Origin of the sequence: Kosakonia sp. ML.JS2a, from assembly GCF_025642095.1 — a bacterium.
Taxonomy (GTDB): Bacteria; Pseudomonadota; Gammaproteobacteria; order Enterobacterales; family Enterobacteriaceae.
This window is the reverse complement of record NZ_CP106754.1, coordinates 4,303,090-4,328,036: the sequence shown is the minus strand read 5'-3', so window position 1 is coordinate 4,328,036 and position 24,947 is coordinate 4,303,090. Positions and strand designations below refer to the sequence as shown.

19 protein-coding genes are annotated in these 24,947 nt (G+C 55.3%); 11 read left to right on the top strand and 8 right to left on the bottom strand.

Annotation, left to right across the window (positions count from 1 at the left end):
* Window positions 1-58 precede the first annotated feature (58 nt).
* The 5 genes from mrcB (at window position 59) to fhuB (ending at window position 8,741) form a co-directional block, all read left to right on the top strand.
* The gene (mrcB, locus tag N7922_RS20455; RefSeq protein ID WP_263098016.1) at window positions 59-2,590 is read left to right on the top strand and encodes a bifunctional glycosyl transferase/transpeptidase; all 2,532 of its coding nucleotides are present in this window, start codon (window positions 59-61) and stop codon (window positions 2,588-2,590) included.
* Window positions 2,591-2,852: 262 nt separating this feature from the next.
* Window positions 2,853-5,027: a ferrichrome porin FhuA gene (gene fhuA / locus N7922_RS20450; protein ID WP_263098015.1), complete on the top strand. Its 2,175-nt coding sequence runs from the start codon at window positions 2,853-2,855 to the stop codon at window positions 5,025-5,027.
* A gap of 47 nt (window positions 5,028-5,074) precedes the next feature.
* Window positions 5,075-5,872: a Fe3+-hydroxamate ABC transporter ATP-binding protein FhuC gene (fhuC, locus tag N7922_RS20445; RefSeq protein WP_263098014.1), complete on the top strand. Its 798-nt coding sequence runs from the start codon at window positions 5,075-5,077 to the stop codon at window positions 5,870-5,872.
* Window positions 5,872-6,762, top strand: a complete 891-nt coding sequence (fhuD, locus tag N7922_RS20440) for a Fe(3+)-hydroxamate ABC transporter substrate-binding protein FhuD (protein WP_263098013.1) — start codon at window positions 5,872-5,874, stop codon at window positions 6,760-6,762. The genes fhuC and fhuD overlap by 1 nt, the downstream gene beginning before the upstream one ends.
* Complete coding sequence (gene fhuB, locus N7922_RS20435) at window positions 6,759-8,741, top strand: Fe(3+)-hydroxamate ABC transporter permease FhuB (protein ID WP_263098012.1); 1,983 nt, start codon at window positions 6,759-6,761, stop codon at window positions 8,739-8,741. The genes fhuD and fhuB overlap by 4 nt, the downstream gene beginning before the upstream one ends.
* A gap of 38 nt (window positions 8,742-8,779) precedes the next feature.
* Here the strand turns inward: fhuB and hemL are convergent, their stop codons facing one another.
* On the bottom strand, window positions 8,780-10,060 hold the full coding sequence (gene hemL / locus N7922_RS20430; protein WP_263098011.1) for a glutamate-1-semialdehyde 2,1-aminomutase: 1,281 nt from the start codon (window positions 10,058-10,060) through the stop codon (window positions 8,780-8,782).
* A gap of 172 nt (window positions 10,061-10,232) precedes the next feature.
* On the opposite strand from hemL, the gene clcA reads away from it, so the two are divergent.
* Both clcA and erpA read left to right on the top strand, forming a co-directional pair.
* On the top strand, window positions 10,233-11,642 hold the full coding sequence (gene clcA, locus N7922_RS20425; RefSeq protein WP_263098010.1) for a H(+)/Cl(-) exchange transporter ClcA: 1,410 nt from the start codon (window positions 10,233-10,235) through the stop codon (window positions 11,640-11,642).
* Between the two features lie 82 nt (window positions 11,643-11,724).
* Complete coding sequence (erpA, locus tag N7922_RS20420; RefSeq protein ID WP_023480429.1) at window positions 11,725-12,069, top strand: iron-sulfur cluster insertion protein ErpA; 345 nt, start codon at window positions 11,725-11,727, stop codon at window positions 12,067-12,069.
* Window positions 12,070-12,117: 48 nt separating this feature from the next.
* Here the strand turns inward: erpA and N7922_RS20415 are convergent, their stop codons facing one another.
* Genes N7922_RS20415 through mtnN form a run of 3 tightly spaced genes read right to left on the bottom strand, consistent with a single transcriptional unit; the run spans window position 12,118 to window position 14,246 of the window.
* Window positions 12,118-12,741, bottom strand: a complete 624-nt coding sequence (locus tag N7922_RS20415) for a TRIC cation channel family protein (RefSeq protein WP_263098009.1) — start codon at window positions 12,739-12,741, stop codon at window positions 12,118-12,120.
* A 13-nt stretch (window positions 12,742-12,754) separates the two neighbouring features.
* Window positions 12,755-13,555 carry a vitamin B12 ABC transporter substrate-binding protein BtuF gene (gene btuF, locus N7922_RS20410; protein ID WP_263098008.1) on the bottom strand — a complete coding sequence of 267 codons (801 nt, stop codon included), beginning with the start codon at window positions 13,553-13,555 and terminating at the stop codon, window positions 12,755-12,757.
* Window positions 13,548-14,246: a 5'-methylthioadenosine/S-adenosylhomocysteine nucleosidase gene (mtnN, locus tag N7922_RS20405; RefSeq protein ID WP_263098007.1), complete on the bottom strand. Its 699-nt coding sequence runs from the start codon at window positions 14,244-14,246 to the stop codon at window positions 13,548-13,550. The genes btuF and mtnN overlap by 8 nt, the downstream gene beginning before the upstream one ends.
* 106 nt (window positions 14,247-14,352) lie before the next feature.
* Between mtnN and dgt the strand changes: the two genes are divergently transcribed.
* The 3 genes from dgt to cdaR all read left to right on the top strand — a co-directional run bounded on the left by dgt (window position 14,353) and on the right by cdaR (window position 18,761).
* Complete coding sequence (gene dgt / locus N7922_RS20400; RefSeq protein ID WP_263098006.1) at window positions 14,353-15,867, top strand: dGTPase; 1,515 nt, start codon at window positions 14,353-14,355, stop codon at window positions 15,865-15,867.
* Window positions 15,868-16,006: 139 nt separating this feature from the next.
* Window positions 16,007-17,443 (top strand): serine endoprotease DegP, encoded by a 1,437-nt coding sequence (gene degP, locus N7922_RS20395; protein WP_263098005.1) that lies wholly within the window; start codon window positions 16,007-16,009, stop codon window positions 17,441-17,443.
* A gap of 160 nt (window positions 17,444-17,603) precedes the next feature.
* Window positions 17,604-18,761, top strand: a complete 1,158-nt coding sequence (gene cdaR, locus N7922_RS20390; protein WP_263098004.1) for a DNA-binding transcriptional regulator CdaR — start codon at window positions 17,604-17,606, stop codon at window positions 18,759-18,761.
* A 59-nt stretch (window positions 18,762-18,820) separates the two neighbouring features.
* On the opposite strand, the gene N7922_RS20385 is transcribed toward cdaR, so the two are convergent.
* The 4 genes from N7922_RS20385 to map form a co-directional block, all read right to left on the bottom strand.
* Window positions 18,821-19,210 (bottom strand): DUF3461 family protein, encoded by a 390-nt coding sequence (locus tag N7922_RS20385; protein WP_017457991.1) that lies wholly within the window; start codon window positions 19,208-19,210, stop codon window positions 18,821-18,823.
* Window positions 19,211-19,332: 122 nt separating this feature from the next.
* Window positions 19,333-20,157: a 2,3,4,5-tetrahydropyridine-2,6-dicarboxylate N-succinyltransferase gene (gene dapD, locus N7922_RS20380; protein ID WP_061497581.1), complete on the bottom strand. Its 825-nt coding sequence runs from the start codon at window positions 20,155-20,157 to the stop codon at window positions 19,333-19,335.
* Window positions 20,158-20,190: 33 nt separating this feature from the next.
* The gene (gene glnD / locus N7922_RS20375) at window positions 20,191-22,866 is read right to left on the bottom strand and encodes a bifunctional uridylyltransferase/uridylyl-removing protein GlnD (protein WP_263098003.1); all 2,676 of its coding nucleotides are present in this window, start codon (window positions 22,864-22,866) and stop codon (window positions 20,191-20,193) included.
* Window positions 22,867-23,019: 153 nt separating this feature from the next.
* The gene (gene map, locus N7922_RS20370) at window positions 23,020-23,811 is read right to left on the bottom strand and encodes a type I methionyl aminopeptidase (RefSeq protein WP_263098002.1); all 792 of its coding nucleotides are present in this window, start codon (window positions 23,809-23,811) and stop codon (window positions 23,020-23,022) included.
* Window positions 23,812-24,120: 309 nt separating this feature from the next.
* Here map and rpsB point away from each other — a divergent pair, with 309 nt between their 5' ends.
* Entirely contained in the window at window positions 24,121-24,846 is a 726-nt protein-coding gene (gene rpsB / locus N7922_RS20365; RefSeq protein WP_061497575.1) for a 30S ribosomal protein S2, read from the top strand.
* The last annotated feature ends 101 nt before the right edge of the window (window positions 24,847-24,947 follow it).

The window sequence follows — 24,947 nt, the reverse complement described above, 5'->3', positions numbered from 1 at the left end:
TCTGTGCAGAAGAGCTGAGAATCAGGCCCTTGCGCCTGAAAGTTGCGGAGAGTAAAGCATGGCGGGGAATGACCGCGAGCCAATTGGACGCAAAGGGAAACCAGCGCGTCCGGCAAAAGAGAAGATCAGTCGTCGTCGACTCCGGGAAGAGGAGTATGACGAGTACGAAGATGATGACGATGAGGATGAAGAACCGATGCCGAAAAAAGGAAGAGGCAAAGGCCGGAAGCCCCGGGGAAAACGCGGTTGGTTCTGGCTGCTGTTTAAAATCTTCATTGTCCTTGCCGTGCTGTGCGCCATTTATGGCGTCTATTTGGATCAAAAGATCCGCGCCCGTATCGACGGCAAAGTCTGGCAGTTGCCAGCGGCGGTCTATGGTCGCATGGTCAACCTTGAACCGGATATGGCGGTCAGTAAAAACGAGATGGTGAAACTGCTGGAAGCCACGCAGTACCGCCAGGTGACGAAGATGACGCGTCCCGGCGAGTTTACGGTGCAGGCGAAAAGCATTGAGATGATCCGCCGTCCGTTTGATTTCCCGGACAGTAAAGAAGGGCAGGTGCGCGCGCGTCTGACGTTTGATGGTGATCGTCTGGAAACCATCGAAAACATGGACAGCAACCGCCAGTTCGGTTTCTTCCGCCTCGATCCGCGTCTGATCACCATGCTCTCTTCGCCAAACGGTGAGCAGCGTCTGTTTGTGCCGCGTAATGGCTTCCCGGATCTGCTGGTGGATACCCTGCTGGCAACGGAAGACCGCCATTTTTACGAACACGATGGCATTAGCTTCTACTCCATTGGCCGTGCGGTACTGGCCAACCTGACGGCAGGCCGCACCGTGCAGGGGGCGAGTACGCTGACCCAGCAACTGGTGAAAAACCTGTTCCTCAGCAGCGAGCGTTCTTACTGGCGTAAAGCTAACGAAGCCTATATGGCGCTGATCATGGATGCCCGTTACAGCAAGGATCGCATTCTTGAGCTGTATATGAACGAGGTTTACCTGGGTCAGAGCGGCGATAACGAGATCCGCGGTTTCCCGCTGGCAAGCCTGTACTATTTTGGTCGTCCGGTGGAAGAGTTGAGTCTTGATCAGCAGGCGCTGCTGGTTGGGATGGTCAAAGGGGCGTCGGTCTACAACCCGTGGCGTAACCCGAAACTGGCGCTGGAACGCCGCAATCTGGTGTTGCGCTTGCTGCAACAGCAGAATGTGATCGACCAGGAGCTGTATGACATGCTGAGCGCCCGTCCGCTGGGCGTGCAGCCGCGCGGCGGGGTGATTTCACCGCAGCCGGCGTTTATGCAGATGGTGCGTCAGGAGCTGCAGGCGAAGCTGGGCGACAAAGTGAAAGATCTCTCCGGCGTGAAGATCTTTACGACCTTTGATTCCGTGGCGCAGGATGCTGCCGAAAAAGCGGCAGTGGATGGCATTCCGGCGCTGATCAAACAGCGCAAATTGACCGACCTTGAAACCGCGATGGTGGTGGTAGACCGCTTCACCGGCGAAGTGCGGGCGATGGTCGGTGGCGCTACACCGCAGTTTGCCGGTTATAACCGAGCGATGCAGGCGCGCCGTTCGATTGGTTCACTGGCGAAACCGGCGACCTATCTGACCGCGTTAAGCCAGCCGAATCAGTACCGCCTGAATACGTGGATCGCGGATGCGCCGATTTCACTGCGCCTGTCCAATGGCCAGGTGTGGGCGCCGCAGAACGATGACCACCGTTTCAGTGGTCAGGTCATGCTGGTGGATGCGCTGACCCGTTCTATGAACGTGCCGACCGTTAACCTCGGGATGGCGATTGGTCTGCCGGCGGTGACGGATACCTGGGAAAAACTCGGTGCGCCGAAAGATCAGCTGACGGGGATGCCGTCGATGCTGCTTGGTGCGCTGAACCTGACGCCAATTGAAGTGGCGCAGGCATTCCAGACGATCGCCAGCGGGGGTAACCGTGCGCCGCTTTCCGCGTTGCGCTCGGTGATCGCTGAAGATGGCACGGTGCTCTATCAGAGCTTCCCGCAGGCCGAGCGTGCAGTACCGGCGCAGGCGGCATATATGACGCTGTGGACCATGCAGCAGGTGGTGCAACGTGGTACGGGTCGTCAGCTTGGCGCGAAGTATCCGGGGCTGCACCTGGCGGGCAAAACCGGGACCACCAACAATAATGTGGACACCTGGTTTGCCGGTATCGACGGGCGTGAAGTGACCATTACCTGGGTAGGCCGCGACAATAACCAGCCGACCAAACTGTATGGCGCCAGCGGCGCAATGGCGATTTATCAGCGCTACCTGGAAAACCAGTCGCCGATCCCGTTAGATCTGACGCCGCCGGAAGACATCACCACGATGGGCGTCGACGATATGGGCAACTTTGTCTGCGGCGGTGGCGGCTCACGTCAGCTACCGGTCTGGACCACCAGCCCGGAAACGTTGTGCCAGCAGAACCAGATGCAGCCGCAGACGAGTAACCCGTTTGACTCGTCGACGCAGCCGCAACAGCAGCCGCAACAACCAACGCAGCAACAACCGCAGCAAGAGCAGAAAAGCGACGGCGTAGCGGGGTGGATCAAAGAGATGTTCGGCGGCAATTAAGCCATGACATTGCCATCAAACCCCTGGTCGAAAGGCCGGGGGTTTTTCTTTTCCGTTGTCTAAAACATCCGGATAACGCGATAGTAAATTCCTATTAATAGCCATTTAACCCCCCGTTTCTATCTGGTTATTTCTTCATCCTTTAAGCCCGTTCAGACGGCGCGTTGCTTGCTATACAGGCAACCCTTCGCCTATTATGCTGCGGTCATAATAATAATTATCGTTTACGTTATCATTCACTCATTGATTCAGAGATAAAACAATGGCGCGTCCCAATACTGCTCAGCCAGTCAACACCACGCTGCGTAAAATCGCAGTGGTGGTAGCCACAGCGGTTAGCGGCATGTCTGTTTATGCACAGGCAGCAACGACCCAAAAAGAAGAAACCATCACCGTCACCACCGCCGCTCCACAAGAGAGCGCATGGGGACCGGCAGCGACGATCGCAGCGAAACACTCTGCGACCGCCACCAAAACGGATACGCCGCTGGAGAAAACCCCGCAGTCTGTTTCTGTGGTGACCAGCGAAGAGATGCAAATCCGCCAGCCTGCTTCCGTAAAAGAGGCGTTAGGCTATACACCCGGCGTTGTCGTGAGTAACCGCGGTGCGTCCAATACTTATGACTTTGTGAGTATCCGTGGGTTTACCTCGGTCGGCCTCAGCCAGAACAATTATCTGGATGGATTGAAACTGCAGGGTAACTTCTACAACGACGCAGTCATCGATCCCTATATGCTAGAGCGTGTTGAACTGATGCGTGGGCCGACTTCTGTTCTCTATGGGAAGAGCAATCCGGGTGGCATTATTTCCATGGTTAGCAAACGTCCGACCACGGAACCGCTGCACGAAGTCCAGTTCAAAATGGGAACGGATAATCTGTACCAGACAGGGTTTGATTTCAGCGATGCGCTGGATGATAACGGTGAATTTTCCTACCGTCTGACAGGTGTAGCCCGTTCTAACGACCAGCAGCAGGTTAATGCGAAGCAAAAACGTTATGCCATCGCGCCTTCGTTCACCTGGCGTCCTGACGATAAAACCAATTTCACTTTCCTCTCTTACTTCCAGAATGAGCCACAAACCGGCTACTACGGATGGTTGCCGAAGGAAGGGACTGTTCAGCCGTTGCCGAACGGTAGCCGTATTGGTACTGACTTCAATGAAGGTGCGAAGAACAACGCTTATTCCCGTAACCAGAAAATGGTCGGTTATAGCGTTGAGCATGGCTTCGATGACACCTTTACTCTGCGCCAGAACTTGCGCTTCTCTGAGATGAAAACAGCTCAGCAGAGCGTATACGGCACCGGCATTGCGTCTGATGGGCATACCCTCAACCGCGGCACTGTTGTCGATAATGAACGTCTCCAGAACTTCAGCGTCGATACTCAGTTGCAGAGTAAGTTCGCTACGGGTGCCGTTGAGCATACTCTGCTGACCGGCGTTGATTTCATGCGCATGCGTAACGATATCAATGCGACATTTGGTAGTGCACCGTCTATCGACCTCTACAATCCTTATACCCCGGAAGATTTCACTTTTGGTGATGCCGCGCCTTACCAATTGAACGAAACCAAACAGACTGGGATCTACGCGCAAAACCAGGCGGAGTGGGATAAGTGGGTCTTTACGCTGGGTGGCCGTTATGACTGGTCAAATCAGCAGACGACCGTACGTGCCGATGGCGGTTCTGTCGAGCGCAATGACCACCAGTTCACCTGGCGTGGTGGTGTTAACTACCTCTTTGATAACGGTATTGCGCCATACATCAGCTACAGCCAGTCTTTCGAACCGAATGCATTCGATCTCTATAGCACGCCGCGTATGGCTTTTGCTCCTTCAAAAGGTGAGCAGTATGAAGCCGGTGTTCGCTATGTACCGAAAGATATGCCGATCGTACTCAGTGGCGCGGTGTATCAGCTGACGAAGACCAATACGTTGACTACCGACCCGAATAATACGACGTTACAGGTTCCATCGGGGGAAGTGCGTTCGCGTGGTGTGGAGCTGGAAGCGAAAGCGGCGTTGAATGCCAATATCAATGTGACCGCATCTTATACCTATATCGATGCTGAATACACCAAAGACACCAATCTGAAGGGTAATCATGTCGAGCAGGTGCCGCGCAACATGGGGGCCCTGTGGGGCGATTACACCTTCAATTCTGGCGTATTGTCTGGCCTGACGCTGGGCACTGGTGGACGCTTCATCGGTTCAAGTTACGGCGCACCGGATAACGCATTCAAAGTGGGCAGTGCGACTGTCATGGATGCTGTTATCAAGTATGACCTGGCTCGTCTGGGTATGGCGGGTTCTAGCGTTGCTTTGAACGTAAACAATCTGCTTGATCGCGATTATGTTTCCAGCTGCTTCCAGGCCTATGGCTGTTTCTGGGGCGCAGAGCGTCAGGTGGTGGCGACCGCAACCTTCCGCTTCTAATCTCTCTTCGGGCACGGTTCGCCGTGCCCTCTGATAAGTTGGCTACCATGCAGGATAACAAAACGCTTCCCGATACCACCTTTCAACTGAACGATGTGAGCTTTAGCGTGCCTGGCCGTACACTGTTGCATCCGTTATCCCTGACTTTTCCTGCCGGGAAAGTGACGGGGCTGATTGGTCATAACGGTTCGGGTAAGTCCACACTGCTCAAAATGTTGGGCCGTCATCAGCCACCTTCCGGTGGCGATATTTTGCTGGATCAGCAGCCGTTGGCGAGCTGGAACAGCAAAGCCTTTGCCCGCAATGTGGCGTATCTTCCTCAACAACTGCCGCAGGCGGAAGGGATGACCGTACGTGAGCTGGTGGCGATTGGTCGTTACCCGTGGCACGGCGCGTTAGGGCGTTTTGGCATTGCTGACCGGGAAAAAGTGGAAGAAGCGATAGCGCTGGTTGGGCTGAAACCGTTGGCGCATCGCCTGGTCGACAGCCTTTCTGGCGGTGAACGCCAGCGTGCGTGGATTGCTATGCTGGTGGCGCAGGATAGCCGTTGCCTGCTGCTTGATGAGCCGACATCCGCGCTGGACATCGCGCACCAGGTTGATGTGCTGGCGCTGGTGCATCGTCTCAGTCAGCAACGTGGGCTCACGGTGATTGCCGTCCTGCACGACATTAATATGGCGGCGCGATATTGCGATTATCTGGTGGCGCTGCGTGGCGGTGAAATGATCGCGGAAGGCGTACCGGATGCCTTAATGCGTGCCGACACGCTTGAACACATTTATGGCATCCCGATGGGGATCCTGCCCCATCCTTCCGGCGCCGCACCGGTGAGTTTTGTCTACTAATGGCCCAATTACCTCAGATTAGCCGTCGCCGCCTGCTGACGGCGATGGCGCTCTCTCCCTTACTGTGGAACATGCGCAACGCGCAGGCGGCATCTGTCGACCCGCACCGTATCGTTGCCCTCGAATGGCTACCCGTTGAGCTACTGCTGGCGCTCGGCATTGCGCCCTATGGCGTGGCGGACGTGCATGACTACAACGTGTGGGTTAACGAACCCGCACTGCCTGACTCGGTGATCGATATCGGGCTGCGTACAGAGCCGAATCTCGAACTGCTGACGCAGATGAAGCCCTCTTATCTTGTCTGGTCCGCAGGCTATGGCCCGTCAGAAACCAAACTGGCGCGCATTGCACCGGGGCGCGGTTTCACCTTCAGCGATGGCAAAAAACCGCTCACTATGGCGCGTCACTCCCTTAACGAGATGGCGCAGTTGCTGAACAGGGAAGCGGCTGCGAAAACGCATCTGGATGCGTTTGATGCGTTGATCGACGGGACAAAACCGCATTTTGCCCGCCGTGGCAACCGCCCATTGCTGATGATCACGCTGCTGGATCCCCGCCATGTGCTGGCGTTTGGTCCGAACTGCCTGTTTCAGGAAGTGCTTGATAGTCTTGGCATTCGTAATGCCTGGCACGGTGAAACCACCTTCTGGGGCAGCGTGGCGGTTGGTATCGACAGGCTGGCGGAATACAAAGACGTGGATGTGCTCTGTTTCGATCACAGTAATGACCAGGATATGAACAAGCTGATGGCGACGCCGCTGTGGCAGGCGATGCCCTTTGTGCGCGCTGGTCGTTTCCAGCGCGTTCCGGCTGTCTGGTTTTATGGCGCGACGCTGTCAGCGATGCACTTTACCCGCGTGCTGGACAATGCGCTGGGAGGCAAGGCATGAGTCGTCGTCTATCCCTTTTCCCGGCGCTGTTACTGGCACTGTTGTTTGCTATCGCCGCAGGGCTGAGCTGGTTCAATTTAAACATTGCGCTGCCGCGAGCGCAGTGGGGTGAGGCGCTGCGCGCGCCAGACATTGATCGTATCGATCAGATGCTGTTCCACTACAGCTTGCTGCCAAGGCTGGTGATTTCCCTGCTGGTGGGGGCAGGTCTTGGGCTGGTGGGGGTGTTGTTCCAGCAGGTGTTGCGCAACCCGCTGGCGGAACCGACCACACTTGGCGTGGCGACCGGCGCTCAACTGGGGATCACCGTCACCACATTGTGGGCGATACCGGGCGTGCTGGCTTCGCAGTTTGCCGCACTGGCGGGCGCGTGTGCTGTGGGCGCGCTGGTGTTTGGCGTGGCCTGGGGCAAACGGTTATCGCCGGTGACGCTGATCCTTGCCGGGCTGGTGGTGAGTCTTTATTGCGGGGCAATCAACCAGTTGCTGGCGCTGTTTCATCACGATCAGTTGCAAAGTATGTTCTTATGGAGCACCGGTACGCTGACCCAGACCGACTGGAGCGTGGTGCAGCGTCTGTGGCCGCAACTGGTGGGCTGCGGTGTATTAACACTGTTACTGCTGCGCCCGCTGACCCTGATGGGGTTGGATGATGGTGTTGCGCGCAACCTCGGGCTGGCCTTGTCGCTGGCTCGTCTGGCGGCGCTGACGCTGGCGATTGCCCTCAGTGCATTGCTGGTGAATGCGGTGGGCATTATTGGTTTTATCGGCCTGTTTGCCCCGCTGTTGGCAAGAATGCTCGGCGCGCGCCGTTTGCTGGCGCGACTGGTGTTGTCGCCGCTTATTGGTGCGCTGATTTTGTGGCTTTCCGATCAACTGGTCTGGTTGCTGACCCGCGTATGGATGGAGATCTCCACCGGCTCTGTTACCGCGTTGATTGGCGCACCGTTGCTGCTGTGGCTGTTGCCGCGCCTGCGCAGCATGAGCGCCCCCGCGATGAACGCCGGGGATAATATTCCCGCTGAGCGTCAGCATGTGCCGTGGTTTGCCTTCGGGGGCCTGGTGTTGTTGTTGCTGGCGATGTGGGTGGCGCTGGCATTCGGTCGGGATGCGCAGGGCTGGCACTGGGCCAGCGGCACGTTACTGAATAACCTTCTGGAATGGCGCTGGCCGCGCATCATCGCGGCACTGACCGCCGGTATCATGCTGGCGGTTGCGGGCTGCATTATTCAGCGCCTGACCGGTAACCCGATGGCCAGCCCGGAAGTGCTGGGGATCAGCTCCGGTGCGGCGTTTGGCGTGGTGCTGATGCTCTTTTTCGTACCGGGGAACGCCTTTGGCTGGCTGATGCCCGCTGGGAGTCTTGGCGCAGCGGCGACGCTACTGATTATCATGATTTCTGCCGGGCGCTGCGGGTTTTCACCGCACCGCATGCTGCTGGCCGGTATGGCGTTAAGCACGGCGTTTACTATGCTGCTGATGATGATGCAGGCCAGTGGTGACCCGCGTATGACGGCGATCCTGACGTGGATTTCCGGTTCAACCTATAACGCCTCCGGTGAGCAGGTATGGCGCACCAGTGCGATGATGGTGGTGTTGCTGGCGTTGACGCCACTGTGCCGTCGCTGGCTGATGATTTTACCGCTGGGCGGCGATACCGCGCGGGCAGTGGGCATGGCGCTGACATCATCGCGTGTTGCGCTACTGCTGCTGGCTGCGGCTTTAACGGCCACGGCGACGATGACCATTGGGCCGCTGAGCTTTGTCGGGCTCATGGCGCCGCATATTGCACGGATGATGGGCTTTCGCCGCACGATGCCGCATATGCTGATTTCAGCACTGGTAGGGGGCGTGTTGCTGGTCTTTGCCGACTGGTGCGGGCGGATGATGTTGTTTCCGTATCAGATCCCGGCGGGGCTGCTGTCGACCTTTATTGGCGCGCCGTACTTTATCTATTTGCTGAGAAAGCAGAGCCGTTAATATTCTCCCTCTCCCGGGGGGGAGAGGGAAAAAGAACATCAGAGCTTCGCGAATGCGCGGCGCGCCGCATCGATAGTCTTGTCGATATCTTCTTCGCTGTGTGCGACGGACATGAAGCCCGCTTCAAACGCAGACGGCGCAAGATAAACGCCTTCTTCCAGCATCAGATGGAAGAACCGTTTGAAACGTTCAACATCGCACTTCACCACATCCTGATAGCAGGTCACGCTTTGCGCATCGGTAAAGAACAGGCCGAACATACCGCCGACATGGTTCACAACCAGTGGGATGCCTGCCTGCTGAGCGGCGTCGAGCAGACCATTGGCCAGTTGGGTGGTCAGTTCGGTCAGAGTGCTGTGGATGCCAGGCTGAGCCACTTCGGTTAAACAGGCGTAGCCCGCCGCCATCGCAATCGGGTTGCCGGACAGCGTTCCCGCCTGATAAACCGGGCCGGTGGGCGCCAGCGCATCCATCACCTCGCGGCGACCGCCAAATGCGCCGACCGGCATGCCGCCGCCGATGATTTTGCCAAGGCAGGTCAGGTCCGGCGTCACATCGTAGTACGCTTGCGCTCCGGCCAGCGCCACACGGAAGCCGGTCATCACTTCATCGATAATCAGCAGCGCGCCAAACTCATCGCACAGCGCACGCAGGCCTGGCAGGAATTCCGGCTGCGGGGGGATGCAGTTCATATTGCCTGCTACCGGCTCAATAATAATGCAGGCGATATCCTGCGGATATTGTTCGAAGGCGGCTCGCACGGAGGCGAGATCGTTATAGGTGCAGGTGAGGGTATGTTTGGCGAAATCCGCCGGAACGCCCGGTGAGTTCGGCTGGCCCAGCGTCAGCGCGCCGGATCCGGCTTTTACCAGCAGGCAATCCGCATGCCCGTGGTAGCAGCCTTCGAATTTGATGATTTTATCGCGACCGGTAAAGCCGCGTGCCAGGCGAATCGCGCTCATGGTCGCTTCCGTACCGGAGTTCACCATCCGCACCATATCCATCGTCGGCACCAGCTCTGTCACCAGTTCAGCCATTTTGACTTCCATTTCGGTCGGTGCGCCAAAGCTCAGTCCACGGCTGGCGGCTTCAATTACCGCATTGCGAATGGCCGGATGGTTGTGCCCCAGCACCATTGGCCCCCAGGATCCGACATAATCGATATAGGCTTTACCATCGACATCGTACAAATAAGCGCCGTCAGCACGCTCGATAAACAGCGGCGTACCACCCACGCCAGTAAAGGCGCGCACCGGCGAGTTGACTCCGCCCGGGATCAGCTCACGCGCTGCGTTATAGAGTTTTTCAGACTTACTCATGCTTTCAATTCCTGGTTGGTGGAAAAATCAATGCCCGCCATTCTATGTGATTACGGGAAGGTTATGCACGCCCTGGCCAGTGGAATGACATATTTTGCAGGGATTTTAGCCGCGACGCGGGCACCCCGGTTCGTTACAATGCCCGCTGTATTTGTATTATCTTTTCTTATCTATGACTCCTGAAACCTCCTCATTTGAACAGCAGCAAGTGGAACGTCGGCGTCGCAGAGATATTTTGCGTCACTTGTTGCAACGCGATAAAACGCCGCTGGCGATATTGGTCATGGCTGCTGTCGCGGGAACGCTGACCGGGTTAGTGGGCGTTGCTTTTGAAAAAGCGGTCAATTTCGTCATCAATACCCGCACAGGCGCACTGGCCCAGGTGGCGGATAGCGCGTGGCGGGTCTGGTCGCTGGCATTCATTGGCTCCGCGCTATTGGCGATGGTGGGGTATTTTTTGGTTCGCCGCTTTGCGCCGGAGGCCGGAGGTTCCGGCATTCCGGAGATTGAAGGCGCGCTGGAAGAGCTACGTCCGGTACGCTGGTGGCGCGTACTGCCGGTCAAATTCATCGGCGGTATGGGGACGCTCGGCGCAGGAATGGTGCTTGGCCGGGAAGGTCCGACGGTGCAGATTGGCGGGAATATTGGTCGCATGGTGGCGGATCTGTTCCGGATGCGCAGCGCAGAGGCGCGCCATACGTTACTGGCGACCGGCGCAGCGGCGGGGTTGTCTGCTGCGTTCAATGCGCCATTGGCTGGGATCCTTTTTATTATTGAAGAGATGCGCTCCCAGTTTCACTACAACCTGATCTCCATTAAAGCCGTGTTCACCGGTGTGATCATGTCGAGCATTGTGTTTCGCCTGTTTAATGGCGAAGCCGCGGTCATTGATGTAGGCAAACTCAGTAATGCGCCGGTCAACACGCTCTGGCTCTATCTGGTGCTGGGGATGATTTTTGGCTGCGTAGGGCCTTTGTTTAATACGCTGGTGCTGCGTACTCAGGATCTTTTTCAACGTATTCACGGCGGCCAGACGACTCGGTGGGTGTTGGTAGGTGGGCTTATCGGTGGCGCTTGTGGCGTGCTGGGTTTGATTGCTCCGGCGTTTTCCGGTGGGGGTTTTGCCTTGATCCCGATAGCGGCAGCCGGGAACTATACTGTCGGGGTGTTGCTATTACTCTTTTTGATCCGTGTTGCTATGACGCTGCTTTGTTTCTGCTCGGGCGCACCGGGGGGAATATTTGCCCCGATGCTGTCGCTGGGCACGGTATTGGGGATGGCCTTCGGCAGTGCGAGTGCGGATCTTTTTCCACACTATCAACTTGATGCGGCAACATTTGCCGTCGCTGGTATGGGCGCGTTACTGGCGGCTTCGTTGCGTGCGCCGTTGACCGGGATCGTGCTGGTTCTGGAAATGACAGACAATTACCAGCTTATTCTGCCAATGATCATCACCTGTCTCGGTGCGACACTGTTAGCACAGTTCCTTGGCGGTAAACCGCTCTACTCCGCCATCCTGGCACGTACACTTGCCAGGCAGGAAGCGGCCGCTATTGATGCGTCGCGGCGGGAGAATACTTGAACGATTTAATAGCGTATTGGATAATAGCCAAAAATGATCGGGTTACTATTTGCCCAGATCGCAGTAGCAATGGGAGCAAGACATGAGTGATGACGTAGCGTTGCCGCTGCAGTTTACCGATGCAGCAGCCAACAAAGTAAAAAGCCTGATCGCAGACGAGGAAAATCCAAACCTGAAACTGCGTGTCTACATCACCGGTGGTGGTTGCAGCGGCTTCCAGTATGGTTTTACCTTTGATGATCAAATCAACGATGGCGATATGACCATTGAGAAACAGGGCGTTGGCCTGGTGGTTGATCCCATGAGCCTGCAATACCTGGTGGGTGGTTCGGTCGATTATACCGAAGGCCTGGAAGGTTCCCGCTTTGTGGTCACCAACCCGAACGCGACCAGCACCTGCGGCTGCGGTTCTTCGTTCAGTATTTAACGAACCCGGCAGGTATAAAAAAGCCGTGTCATCGACACGGCTTTTTTGTTATCGACCCGATTCATCCAGTGCGAAGGTCGGTAGCTTCAGATGCCAGCGAATGGCCGCCAGGCGAATCACCAGCGTGACCACCATGCCCAGCATACTGGCTGTTTCCAGCGGGACGGTAAAAAAGTAAAACGCAGTCGCATGCACGATACCGCCAGCGATACAGGCAGTGGCGTAAATTTCAGTACGCAGGATCATCGGCACTTCCCGCGCCAGGACATCGCGGATTATCCCGCCGCCCACCCCGGTGACCACGCCCATACAGATGGCGACCAGCGGCCCGGTTTCGGCCAGAAAGGCCTTATTCACGCCAATCCCGACAAACACTGCCAGACCTACGGCATCCAGTACGGGGAGTATCCACTTCGGCAGGCGGCGCGGCTGACGCACCAGCACAATGGTCAGCATGCAGGTCACCATGGCAACCACCAGATCGGTGGGATCTTTTACCCAGAATACCGGCCCGTGCGCCAGCGCCATATCACGGATCGTCCCGCCGCCGACGGCGGTAACCACGCCGAGCACCAGCACGCCAAACGGATCCATCCGCAATTTTCCGGCAAGCAGGACGCCTGAGATGGCAAACACGGCAGTGCCGATAATATCCAGCCAGTAGACGAGCATGTGAATTCCCCGGTTATTTCACCTGCGCAAGGGCAGTACAGAGTTGTTGAGCGGCGAGGATAATACGCGGGCTTGCGCGTTCAAACCAGTCGCTGTGGAGAGAAATAATCGGTATATCGAGCTGACTATGCCAGAATTGTTCGATGTTGGGGATTTCACGCGCCTCTCCGGCGACCACAATCGCCTGCGGCTGGCGGGCTAACACTTGCTCGCGACTGACCTGCGGCCAGGGCACGCGACTGGCGGCAAAGATGTTTTCGCCGCCGCACAGTTCCAGCACCTCGTTCTGAATCGAACCTTGCCCGCTGGTGAACAGCGGCTGTGCGCCAAATTGCAGGAACACGCGTTTTTTCGGCTGGTTTGCATAGCGCGCTTTCAGTTCGTCATAACGCGCCATAAGCTGTTGCGCCGCTCGCCGGGCCTGCTCTGGATGGGGGCTGTAGGGCTCAAGCGCGCGCAGCGTCTGTGCAACTTGTTCGATGGTGATGGCATCCACCCACATCACGGTAACGCCAAACTGCTTCAGTTGATTGACCTGCCGCTCGGTGTTGCCGCCACGCCACGCCAACACCATGTCGGGTTTCAATGCGACGATGCGTTCGAGATTGATGCCCTGCCAACTGGCGACTTGCTCGATATGCGCGGCTTCGGGAGGGTAATCGGAATAGCTGCTCACGCCGACGGGCGTAATCCCCGCGGCAAACAGCAGTTCTGTATTAGCCGGTGAGAGCGAAATCACGCGCGGCGCGGCGAACAGCCACGCCGGCAGCAGAATAAGCAGGGCGGCAAGCGCCCCGAGTGAACGATTAACCACGCGCCAGGTTCTGCACCAGGGTTTCCACCATCAGGCTGGATTGTTTCGCCGCGACGGCCAGGAACTCATCAAAGCTCAGGTGCGACTGTTGATCCGCCACGTCGGAGATGGCGCGAACCACAACAAACGGCACGCCAAAGTTATAGCAAACATGCGCAATGGCGGTGGCTTCCATTTCAACGGCGATGGCTTGCGGGAAGTTGTGGCGGATTTTCGCCAGACCCACTGAACCATTGATAAAGGCATCGCCGCTGACAATTAAACCACGCACGGCGTGCAGATCCAGTTGTGCGATACAGGCTTCTGCGGCGGCAATCAGTTTATCATCGGCTTTAAAGCCCGCCGGGCAGCCCGGTAACTGACCGTACTCGTAACCGAAAGCGGTCACGTCGGCATCGTGATAACGCGCTTCATCAGACACCACGATATCGCCTACCTTCAGCGTTGGCGCCAGACCGCCCGCAGAGCCTGTATTGATAATCACATCCGGCTGGCAGCGCTCCAGCAGCAACGTTGCGCCCATCGCAGCCGCGACTTTGCCAATGCCCGACTTCAGCAGTGCGACGTCAGTGCCATTCAGCGTACCGGTGTAGATTTCGCTCCCGCCAATATTCAGGGTCTGACGGTTCTCGATTTTGTCACGCAGCAGCGTAACTTCTTCTTCCATTGCACCAATAATGCCAATTTTCATGGAGATACTCGCTAATGTGATAAGACAGAATTACGTTTTCAGGGCATAGTCTATCATGGCATACACAATTGCATGATATCCCGTGACGCTTCGCACAGGAGAGAAAATGGCAGAGATCGACTTTCGCAACAAAATAAACTGGCGCCGCCGTTATCGTTCGCCGCAGGGCGTGAAAACCGAGCGTGAAATCCTGCGTATTTTTGAAAGCGATCGCGGGCGCATCATCAACTCTCCGGCCATTCGTCGGTTGCAGCAAAAAACGCAGGTTTTTCCTCTGGAGCGCAATGCGGCGGTACGTACGCGTCTGACCCACTCACTGGAAGTACAGCAGGTGGGACGCTATATCGCCAAAGAAATCCTTAGCCGCCTGAAAGAACTGAAGTTGCTGGAAACCTACGGGTTGGATGAACTGACCGGACCGTTTGAAAGCATTGTTGAAATGGCGTGCCTGATGCATGACATTGGCAACCCGCCTTTCGGGCATTTTGGCGAGGCGGCAATTAATGATTGGTTCCACCAGCGACTGGCGCCGGAAGATGCGCTCGGTCAACCGTTGTCGGACGATCGCTGTGAGGTGGCGGTGTTGCGCCTGCATGAGGGCGAAGATGGGTTAAACGCGCTGCGCAGGAAAGTTCGCCAGGATTTAAGCCATTTTGAAGGAAACGCGCAGGGGATTCGCCTTGTGCACACGCTGATGCGAATGAACCTGACCTGGGCGCAGGTTGGCTGCATTTTAAAATATACGCGCCCTGCGTGGTGGGTGGGTTCTCCTCCGGCGTCGCACAGTTATTTAATGAAAAAGCCGGGTTATTATTTCAGCGAAGAAGCCTATGTTGCGCGCTTACGTAAAGAATTAAACCTGGATACTTACAGCCGCTTCCCTTTGACGTGGATAATGGAAGCCGCCGACGATATTTCTTATTGCGTCGCCGATTTGGAAGATGCGGTGGAAAAACGTATTTTCACGGCGGAACAACTTTACCAACATCTTTATGATGCCTGGGGAACGCATGAAAAAGGTTCGCTGTTTGCTCAGGTGGTCGAAAATGCCTGGGATAAATCCCGCGTGAATTCCATGCGTCGCAGTGCAGAAGACCAATTTTTTATGTATCTACGGGTCAATACCCTTAATAAGCTGGTGCCTTACGCGGCACAGCGTTTTATTGATAACCTGCCCCAAATCTTCAGCGGCGAATTCAACCATGCGTTGCTGGAAGATGATAGTGGTTTCAGTCAGCTACTTGAATTATATAAAAATGTCGCCATTAAACATGTATTCAGCCACCCGGACGTCGAGCAGCTTGAATTACAGGGTTATCGCGTCATCAGTGGGTTGCTGGATATTTACCGCCCGTTGTTGCAATTATCGTTGGCGGATTTTACTGAGTTGGTGGAAAAAGAGCGTCTGCGCCGCTTTCCGATCGCATCGCGCCTGTTTCATAAACTGTCGACGCGTCATCGATTAGCGTATGTTGAGGCGGTCAGTAAATTATCGCCCGATTCGGCGGAGTATCCGGTGCTGGAGTATTATCATCGTTGTCGATTGATTCAGGATTATATCAGCGGTATGACTGATTTATATTCTTGGGATGAATATCGTCGTTTGATGGCGGTGGAATAACCCCGTTGTTTTGTAAAGAACGACAATAAATTTTTACTTTTTGCCGAAACGGCACCCCGGAACTTCAGGCTATAAATCGACTCTGAGTGGTACATACACAGCAGTTTGTTTGCGTTAATCGGTAATGAGATAGAGACACATGAAAAAAACCACGTTAGCAATGAGTGCACTGGCCCTGAGTTTAAGTTTAGCGCTGTCTCCTCTGTCGGCTACGGCGGCGGAAACAGCATCTTCAGCTACTTCGTCGCAACAAATGCCGAGTCTTGCGCCGATGCTGGAAAAAGTGATGCCTTCGGTGGTGAGTATTAACGTAGAAGGCAGCACGACGGTGAATACCCCGCGTATGCCGCGTAACTTCCAGCAGTTCTTTGGTGATAATTCACCGTTCTGCCAGGACGGTTCTCCGTTCCAGGGTTCGCCATTCTGTCAGGGCGGCCAGGGCGGGCAAGATGGCTCCGGCGGCGGTCAGCAGCAGAAATTTATGGCGCTGGGCTCCGGGGTCATTATTGATGCCGCGAAAGGCTACGTTGTGACCAACAACCACGTCGTGGATAACGCCAACACCATCAAGGTTCAGTTGAGCGACGGGCGTAAATTTGACGCCAAAGTGGTGGGTAAAGATCCACGCTCCGACATCGCGCTGATCCAGATTCAGGATCCGAAAAACCTGACCGCTATCAAGCTGGCGGACTCTGACGCCCTGCGCGTGGGCGACTATACGGTGGCGATTGGTAACCCGTTCGGTTTGGGTGAAACAGTGACCTCCGGGATTGTTTCCGCGCTTGGCCGCAGCGGCTTGAATGCTGAAAACTACGAAAACTTTATCCAGACAGATGCGGCGATTAACCGGGGTAACTCCGGTGGCGCGCTGGTTAACCTGAATGGTGAGCTGATCGGGATTAACACCGCGATCCTCGCGCCGGACGGCGGCAACATCGGTATCGGTTTTGCCATCCCGAGTAATATGGTGAAAAACCTGACCGGCCAGATGGTTGAGTTTGGTCAGGTGCGCCGTGGCGAGCTGGGGATTATGGGTACCGAACTGAATTCCGAACTGGCGAAAGCGATGAAAGTCGATGCCCAGCGCGGGGCGTTTGTCAGCCAGGTGATGCCGAATTCTGCCGCCGCGAAAGCCGGTGTTAAAGCGGGTGATGTGATCACCTCGCTGAATGGCAAACCGATTAGCAGCTTCGCAGCGCTGCGAGCGGAAGTGGGTTCGATGCCAATTGGTAGCAAAGTTGCTCTTGGCCTGTTGCGTGACGGTAAACCGGTGAATATCACGCTGGAATTGCAGCAGAGCAGCCAGAACCAGGTGGATTCCAGCACCATCTTCAGCGGTATTGAAGGTGCGGAAATGAGCAACAAAGGCAAAGATGCCGGCGTGGTGGTTAACGCAGTGAAAGCGAATACCCCGGCAGCGCAGATTGGCCTGAAAAAAGGTGATGTGATTATCGGTGCCAACCAGCAGCCGGTTAAAAACATCGCTGAGTTGCGCAAAATTCTCGACGGCAAACCTTCTGTACTGGCGCTGAATATTCAGCGTGGCGATACCTCCATCTATCTGCTGATGCAGTAATCTGTAAAACCCCTCTTCCTCCATACGGGGAAGGGGGGCTCCCCTTCTGTTTTGTGAGGCCTTCCACAACTCCATACTTCTGAATGCTGCTTTGTGCATATGCACAGTGCACGCTATGATTTTCTCCCATATGCTTGGGCTCTGCTCACGGGAGGGTTACATGGCTGGCTGGCATCTTGATACCAAAATGGCACAGGATATCGTGGCGCGCACGATGCGCATCATTGATACAAACATTAACGTCATGGATGCACGTGGTCGCATCATCGGTAGCGGCGATCGCGAACGAATTGGGGAATTGCACGAAGGCGCGCTGTTAGTTCTCTCCCAGGGCCGCGTGGTGGATATTGACGATGCCGTCGCGCGTCACTTGCATGGCGTACGTCAGGGGATCAACCTGCCGCTACGACTTGAAGGTGAAATCGTCGGCGTTATCGGTTTGACCGGTGAACCGGAAACGTTGCGCAAATATGGCGAGCTGGTCTGCATGACCGCTGAGATGATGCTGGAACAATCCCGTTTGATGCATCTGCTGGCCCAGGATAGCCGCCTGCGTGAAGAGCTGGTGATGAACCTGATCCAGGCGGAAGAGCATACGCCCGCATTAACGGAATGGGCGCAGCGACTGGGTATCGATTTAAATCAGCCGCGTGTGGTGGCGGTGGTGGAAGTCGACAGCGGCCAACTGGGCGTTGATAGCGCCATGGCCGAATTGCAGCAGTTGCAGAATGCACTGACCACGCCGGAACGTAACAATCTTATCGCGATTGTCTCGTTGACGGAGATGGTGGTGCTCAAACCGGCGCTCAATCAGTTTGGTCGCTGGGACGCAGAAGATCACCGCAAGCGCGTTGAGCAGCTGATTACCCGCATGAAAGAGAACGGTCAACTGCGTTTTCGCGTTGCGCTTGGCAACTATTTTACGGGGCCGGGCAGCATCGCCCGTTCATACCGTACGGCGCGCACCACCATGATGGTGGGTAAACAGCGCATGCCGGAAAGCCGCAGCTATTTCTATCAGGATCTGATGTTGCCGGTGCTGCTGGACAGTTTACGTGGCGGCTGGCAGGCGAATGAGCTGGCGCGCCCGTTGTCGCGTTTAAAAGCGATGGACAACAATGGCCTGCTCAGGCGCACTTTATCGGCTTGGTTTCGCCATAACGTGCAACCGCTGGCAACATCCAAAGCGCTGTTTATCCACCGCAATACGCTGGAATACCGTCTCAATCGTATCTCTGAACTGACCGGGCTGGATTTAGGGAATTTCGATGACAGGCTGCTGCTGTATGTGGCGCTGCAATTAGACGAACAGCGTTGATTTGATATTTCTTACCCGGCCCGTGGAACGCATCCGCAGACCGGGTAAGCGCAACACGGTTATTTTCCGCGCGTTAACTTCTCAAGATCTGACTCAATTTCGTTGATCTTATTAGTAACCACGCTTTCAAGGTGACGCAGATCGTCAAGGATCTTACGTTTCAGATCCACTTCGGTACGATCGCGCTGACAGATTTGATCTAATTCATCAATCACATAGCGCAGGTTAGGGCTGATCTCCTGAACCTCTTTATACCCCTGACCGACGCCGTCGGCGACCACGGTTTTACGCTGACGCGGATATTTAAACTTCACGCTTTTGGCAAAAAACTCGCCTTTGTCCTTATGAAAATAGATTTTCAGGATATCGTTGTTCGCTTCCTGACGGAGGCTGTAACGATCAATTTCATCGGGATTGGTAATGCCTAAACTTTTCAGATTATCGTACATAGCGGTACCCTTAAGCTCAACATAACCTATGAATAATTAACGAAAAAATCTATTTTTTCCACCTGCGCGTATTAAAAAGGCGGGACAGGTCACCCTCTCCCGAAAGGGGAGAGGGGAAAGACTTAATCGATGGTGCGCAGGAGTTCGTTGATACCCACTTTGCCACGCGTTTTCGCATCGACTTTTTTCACGATAACGGCACAGTACAGGCTGTATTTGCCATCTTTGGACGGCAGGTTGCCGGAAACCACAACGGAACCCGCCGGTACGCGACCGTAGTGAATTTCGCCGGTTTCGCGGTCATAAATACGGGTGCTCTGACCGATATACACACCCATGGAGATAACCGAACCCTCTTCAACGATAACACCTTCCACCACTTCGGAACGCGCGCCGATAAAGCAGTTATCTTCAATGATAGTCGGGTTTGCCTGTAATGGCTCCAGTACGCCGCCGATTCCCACACCGCCGGAGAGGTGAACGTTTTTACCAATCTGCGCGCAGGACCCTACGGTTGCCCAGGTATCGACCATGGTGCCTTCATCAACGTAGGCGCCGATGTTGACGTAAGACGGCATCAGTACAGTGTTACGGGCGATAAACGCACCCTGACGAACCGCAGCTGGCGGCACCACACGGAAACCTTCTTTCTGGAAACGCGCTGCATCGTAGTCGGCGAATTTCATCGGCACTTTATCGAAGTAGCGGCTTTCTGCACCGTCGATAACCTGGTTATCGTTAATGCGGAAAGAGAGCAGAACCGCTTTCTTCAGCCACTGGTGAGTGACCCATTGACCATCGATTTTTTCTGCGACGCGCAGGGCGCCGGAATCGAGCAGAGCAATAACCTGGTTGACCGCTTCACGGGTAACGGTATCCACATTGGCCGGTGTGATCTCTGCGCGACGCTCGAAAGCGGTTTCAATAACGTTCTGTAACTGCTGCATTGTTAAGCTCTTTCCATCTGTGTAAAAAATTCATCACCCTTTATCGTTTGGATTGAGGGCCTCTGTCAACCGTTGTTGCACCTCCTTTTGCAGCGCATTATTAAGGCCACGCCGGTCGGCGGTTGCGATTATAAATAAATCTTCTACTCGTTCACCAATTGTTGTAATTCTCGCCCCGTGCAACGAAATTCCAAGGTCGGCAAACACCTGGCCAACGCGTGCGAGCAAGCCGGGTTGATCGAGCGCAATCAACTCAAGGAAGGATTTTCTGTCGGTATGGGTCGGCAGGAAATTCACTTCCGTGTCGACGGTAAAGTGACGCAATTTGGCCGGTTGACGTCGTGGCTGCGGCGGTTGCCAGGTGTGTTGCGTAATAGCCTGCTCTAAACCAAAGCAGATGGCATCGTGGCGATCGGCGGAGAGTGGACTGCCATCCGGTTCCAGCACAATAAAGGTATCCATCGCCATGCCGTCGCGCGTCGTGAAGATCTGCGCGTCATGGACGCTGAGATTACGTCTGTCGAGTTCGGCGCACACGGCGGCAAAAAGGTAAGGTCTGTCGGGACTCCAGATAAAGATCTCCGTGCCGCCGCGGGTTGCCTGAGGACTGAGCAGGATCAGCGGTTTGCTTAAATCATGCCCGAGCAGGTGGCGGGCATGCCACGCCAGCTGGTTTGGGCTGTGACGCACGAAATAGTTGGCGCGGCAACGCGCCCAAATCTGATGCAACTGCTCTTCATCAATATTGTCCATGCGCAGCAACGCCAGCGCTTGTAATTGATGATGACGCACCCGTTCACGCATATCCGGCGTGTTTTGCATGCCACGGCGCAGCTGTTTTTCGGTGGCGAAATAGAGTTCGCGCAACAGGCTCTGCTTCCAGCTGTTCCACAGGGTTTCGTTAGTGGCGCAAATATCCGCAACCGTCAGGCAGACGAGGAAGCGTAACCGGTTCTCCGTTTGCACCTCTTCGGCGAACTGCTTGATGACTTCCGGATCCTGAATATCACGGCGCTGGGCGGTCACCGACATCAGCAAGTGATGACGGACCAGCCAGGCAACGAGTTGCGTTTCGCGGGAGTTCAGCCCGTGCAACTCGGCAAATTTCAGCACATCCTGCGCCCCCAGTACGGAGTGGTCACCGCCGCGCCCTTTCGCGATGTCGTGGAACAGCGCGGCAATCAAAATCAGTTCCGGATGCGTCAAACGCGGCCACAACTCTACGCATAAGGGATGCTTATTACGCGTCTCTTCTTTGGCGAAACTTTCCAGCTTCAGTAACACGCGAATGGTGTGCTCATCGACCGTGTAGGCATGGAACAGGTCAAATTGCATCTGACCGACGATATGTGACCACTGCGGCATATAGGCCCACAATACGCTGTGGCGGTGCATCGGTAGCAGGCCGCGGCTGACGGCGCCCGGATGACGCAGCATACTGAGGAAAATGGAGCGCGCTTCAGCGATGTAGCATAACGGCTGTGTCAGATGGCGACGGGCGTGTCGCAGGTGACGCAGGGTCGTGGAGTAGATGCCAGTAATCGTGCTGTTGCGCACCATGATATAGAACATCCGCAAAATCGCCTGCGGCTCGCGAATAAATAACGTCTCATCGCGCAGGTCAATCAGCGTGCCGCGTAGCTGGAACTCATCATCGATCGGGCGCGGTTTTTCATCAGCCGTGAGCGCCAGTATCGCTTCATCGAAGAGCTGGAGCAGCATCTGATTCAGTTCTGTGACACGGCGTGTGACCCGGAAGAAATCTTTCATCATGTGCTCAACCGGCTGGTTGCCTTCGCCAATATAGTTCAGGCGCTGGGCGACGCTTAACTGGCGATCAAAGAGCAGGCGATTATCGTAGCGGTTCAGTTCCAGATGCAGGGCGAAACGGATGCGCCACAGCAGATGCAGACACTCATTCAGTTCATTACGCTCCGCTTCGGTGAGGAAGCCGAAGCCGACCATTTCATCCAGCGATGTTGCGCCAAAGTGGCGACGCGCCACCCATTGCAGGGTGTGAATATCGCGCAGGCCGCCGGGGCTGCTTTTAATGTCCGGCTCAAGGTTGTAGCTGGTGCCGTGGTAGCGCTGATGACGCTCATTTTGCTCGGCCACTTTCGCCGGGAAAAACGTTTCCGAAGGCCAGAAATCGTCGCTGAAAATATGCTTTTGCAGCTCAAGAAACAGCGCCACGTCGCCAATTAGCAGGCGTGATTCAATGAGGTTAGTGGCGACGGTTAAATCCGACAGCCCCTCCTGCAGGCATTCATCCAGCGTGCGCACGCTGTGACCCACTTCCAGTTTTACGTCCCAGAGGAGGGTCAGCAACTCGCCAATCTTTTGCGCCTGCTCATCGGGCAGTTTGTGGCGACTGAGGATCAGCAGGTCGATATCCGACAAGGGGTGCAGCTCACCGCGGCCATAGCCGCCAACCGCCACCAGCGCGACGTCGCTGATATCGCCAAAACCGTACTCCAGCCACAGGCGTTGCAGCAGCTGATCGATAAATTCGGTACGTGCTTCAATCAGTTGTTCGGCGGAAATACCGGCATCAAATACATGCCCCAGCCACTGCTGGAAGGCGTCGATATGGGCTTTGATCCCCGCACATTGCAGCGCGTCCTGGGGCCAGACGCCAGGGTATTCAGGCTGGCCGGGAAGGGTGGGTTTGACGGTGTTGACGAATTGTTCTGACAAGGTATTGCTCATTATTAGCCACCCGTGTGGAGTGAGGATCACTAACAAAACAAAGTAAAAGAGATAGTCAGAAATGAAAAGTCGTTTATACGTATGACGAACAGGTGGCAGGGCAAAAAAAACGACCCGCAGAGCGGGCCGTAGACAGGGGCGTAACGGCGGAGATTAGGCGGCCGTCAGTACCGCGTCGATTGAGTCATCTTTGCGCAGGGTCAGGATCTCGCAACCCGTTTCCGTCACCACGATCGTGTGCTCGTATTGCGCCGACAGGCTGCGATCTTTGGTTTTCACCGTCCAGCCATCTTTCATAGTGCGAATGCGGTAATCACCGGCGTTGACCATCGGCTCTACGGTGAAGGTCATACCGGCCTGCAACACAACGCCGCCGTCATCTGCATCATAGTGCAGAACCTGCGGCTCTTCGTGGAAGCCGCGACCAATGCCGTGCCCGCAGTATTCGCGCACCACGGAGAAGCCCTGCGCTTCTACAAATTTCTGGATAGCTGCGCCAAGGGTACGCAGACGAATGCCCGGTTTCACCATGCGCAGCGCCAGATAGAGGCTCTCCTGGGTGACGTGGCACAGGCGTTCGCCAAGGATGGTCGGTTTGCCGACGATAAACATTTTGGAGGTGTCGCCGTGATAGTCGTCTTTGATAACGGTCACGTCGATGTTGACCACGTCGCCATCTTTCAGCAGTTTTTCGTCATCCGGGATACCGTGACATACCACTTCATTAATAGAGATACAGACGGATTTCGGGAAGCCGTGGTAACCGAGGCAAGCGGAGATCGCGTGTTGCTCATTGACGATGTAGTCATTGCAGATGCGGTCCAGCTCGCCGGTGCTGACGCCCGGTTTAACGTACGGTTCGATCATTTCCAGCACTTCGGCGGCCAGACGACCGGCAACGCGCATTTTTTCGATTTCTTCAGGAGTTTTAATTGAGATAGCCATGGAGTGCGTCCATCAGTGTCGAATTTTTCGACTATACCAGGATAAGTGTTGTTCATGGTAACAGTCGGGCAAGCTTTGTGCCAAATTGAGAATCATTAACAGCACACCGCGTCAACAACTATTGGTGTCCGGCAGTGTTTTGTGATATAAAGCGCGCCGGACTTCCGTTCCTGTTTTGGGATGGGAGCCACAAATCTCACTTTGTGTAATAACACACACGTATCGGCACATATTCCGGGGTGCCCTTCGGGGTCGGTAATATGGGATACGTGGAGGCATAACCCCAACTTTTATATAGAGGTTTTAAACATGGCAACTGTTTCCATGCGCGATATGCTCAAGGCTGGTGTTCACTTTGGTCACCAGACCCGTTACTGGAACCCGAAAATGAAGCCGTTCATCTTCGGTGCGCGTAACAAAGTTCACATCATCAACCTTGAGAAAACTGTACCGATGTTCAACGAAGCCCTGGCTGAGCTGAACAAAATTGCTTCTCGCAAAGGCAAAATCCTGATCGTTGGTACTAAACGCGCTGCAAGCGAAGCGGTGAAAGAAGCTGCTCTGAACTGCGACCAGTTCTTCGTGAACCATCGCTGGTTGGGCGGTATGCTGACTAACTGGAAAACCGTTCGTCAGTCCATCAAACGTCTGAAAGACCTGGAAACTCAGTCTCAGGACGGTACCTTCGACAAGCTGACCAAGAAAGAAGCGCTGATGCGCACTCGTGAACTGGACAAGCTGGAAAACAGCCTGGGCGGTATCAAAGACATGGGCGGTCTGCCGGACGCTCTGTTCGTTATCGACGCTGACCACGAGCACATCGCAATCAAAGAAGCAAACAACCTGGGTATCCCGGTATTTGCTATCGTTGATACCAACTCCGATCCGGACGGCGTTGACTTCGTTATCCCGGGTAACGATGACGCAATCCGTGCTGTTAGCCTGTACCTGAATGCCGTTGCTGCTACCGTTCGTGAAGGCCGTTCTTCGGATCTGGCTACTCAGGCGGAAGAAAGCTTCGTAGAAGCTGAGTAATAAGGCACGCTCTCTGAGCCCCTTATTGAGCAGGTAGTACCGAGTTTGGTTAGGGGGCCTGTTTATGGCCCCCTTTTTCACTTTTAAGCCTGTTTGGTTCC